Source organism: Vibrio sp. V33_P6A3T137 (assembly GCF_009904835.1).
Lineage (GTDB): Bacteria > Pseudomonadota > Gammaproteobacteria > Enterobacterales > Vibrionaceae > Vibrio > Vibrio metschnikovii.
Genome location: NZ_WXWK01000179.1, coordinates 1 through 2,236, shown reverse-complemented (window position 1 = coordinate 2,236; position 2,236 = coordinate 1). Strand labels below are relative to the sequence as shown.

Genomic DNA, 2,236 nt, shown 5'->3' with positions numbered 1-2,236 from the left:
ACGTTAATCCATGGCCAATCTTATATCTTAAGTCGCCTAAAGAACCATCTTCATTCTGATGATAAATATTAACTGGAAGTTTCCCTTTAGGCTCTAGCTGACCTGAAATTATTTTTGCCACTGCATTCATTACATTTGAACCAAGATCTTTTCCATTATTATCTTGACCATAATAGTTATAGGTAGCGATAGCACTGTGTGACACTTTTTCAAAGTTAACAATGTCATAGGGAGCCCGAAGAGTAACATGAATAACGTTTTTACCACGTTTAAATGCGTACTCCATTAACTCATAAGCGAATTTATATTCATCTATAACCGTATTATCATTAAAATTATTGGCATTAAAAACCAAACTACGTTGTAGATTATAATGCTCGAACCTGACATCACCATTATTTTCTACTGGTGAGGGTTTTGTTGATGCCGTTCCTATAATAATGATATCTGATTCATCAATAACTCGTTGTTCATCATCTTGAGTTGTCTGTGACATTAAACTGGCTGAAACATATTCAAATCCATGTTCGATCAACTCATTTTTTAGTGTCTTTGCTTTATCTCCCTCCCCATAATTTGGCATAATCACATGAACCTTACTGGTCATTTCTTCTGCAATAGGAAGTGACTTTGAACTACCAAACTCCGTGTTTCGAATCAGTGTTATCGCCTGCTCTGTGATGTTCTTCTGGATAATTTTATGTTCTGATTTTCCAATCGTATGATGAGCTTGTTGTTTTATCTTCTCAATCGAAGGTGGATTATTTTGTTTAATTAATCCATATTTCAATTTCGTTTTTACGATTCTTTCAACTGAACGAGTGATCTCTTGTTCTGACAAATCACCATACTGCACCGCTTGTACAATCTGATCAATTAACTCACTTAATTGATGGCTTTCTTGATCAGTGTGAATTAACACAGGCATTAACGCGATATCTACCCCAGCTTGAAAGGTTTTGATTACTGCTTCAGCTGGCCAAAAATGATCGGCAATACCTTTCATGTCCAGTGCATCAGTAATGGTTACTCCCTGGTACTGAAGTTCTTTACGTAACAGCTGGGTTTGAATTTCTCTAGAAAGTGTTGCTGGAAGAATCATCTCTTCCCCAGTCACATTACTTACAACCGTCGTACCGTCTAAAGCTGGATATTGAATATGCGCAGTCATAATCATGTCCGGTGCAAGACCGTTTTGAATAGCAAATCGATAGGGATATAAGTCCGTTGCATCCGCTTCTTCCCTTGATTTATTGACTATTGGCAAGCTGTAATGTGAGTCAGATTGAGTATCACCATGCCCAGGAAAATGCTTAAAAACAGGTACTACATTATTTTTAGCAAAGCTTTTTGCCGTTTCGCCTGCCATTAATCCAATTAACTTAGGATCTTCACCATAAGCTCTAACATTGATTACTGGGTTGAGAGGGTTTGACTGAACATCAACAACCGGGGCAAAGTTAACATTAAAACCAACTGCACCAACCTCTGCCGCTAAAATATGTCCAGCATCATAAGCCAATGAAAGATCACCACTGCTTAAGTAAGCAGAACCTAATGCCATATTACCCGGCAAGTTAGTGGCTTTTGTCCTTGGTAAACGAACAACATTTCCCCCTTCTTGATCGATAGCGACAAAGAGGGACAGTGGATACTGCTCATGAGTTGAATTTTGTAAATCCCAGATTAACTGAGCGGTTTGGTCAATATCCGTCAAATTAGCACTAAATAAAATGATACCGCCAATATGATTATCCGATATGAGCTGGCTAACAGTGTCGTTGATTTCTATAAATCCATCTCTACATTGCGCATCTTGGTCATCACACCAATAACGAAAAGACATCATGAGTTTTTCACCAATCTTTTCTCTTAACGTCATTTTTTGAGTTATTTGCTGTGCTTTTTCTTGTAGAGGATCTTGTTTATCACGCTCAAAACATCCGGTTAGTGTGATCATGATTCCAATAATAATCCAATAGCTCTTTATTTTTGTTTTCATCGTATCTCCATGAATTCCAGTTATTAATATTTTTATTCTCAAATTAATTACCGCTATATCGTATGTATTTTTATTGATAGTTCTACGATATAAATCACATCTAACTCTATTCAGGATAACCACTAAAAATGGAATACTCATTAACCAAAACAAACAATTTAAATTAATTTGCAATAAAAACAATTGGTTATGAAAAGTACGCGCGTTAAAATTTATTCCACAAAAGAATAACCC

The 2,236-nt window shown here is 36.3% G+C and carries 1 protein-coding gene; it reads right to left on the bottom strand.

What is annotated here, in order from left to right:
* A partial coding sequence (locus CAG60_RS16465) for a glycoside hydrolase family 3 protein (protein WP_237667811.1) occupies window positions 1–2,002 on the bottom strand: 2,002 nt, incomplete at its 3' end.
* Window positions 2,003–2,236: the final 234 nt, after the last annotated feature.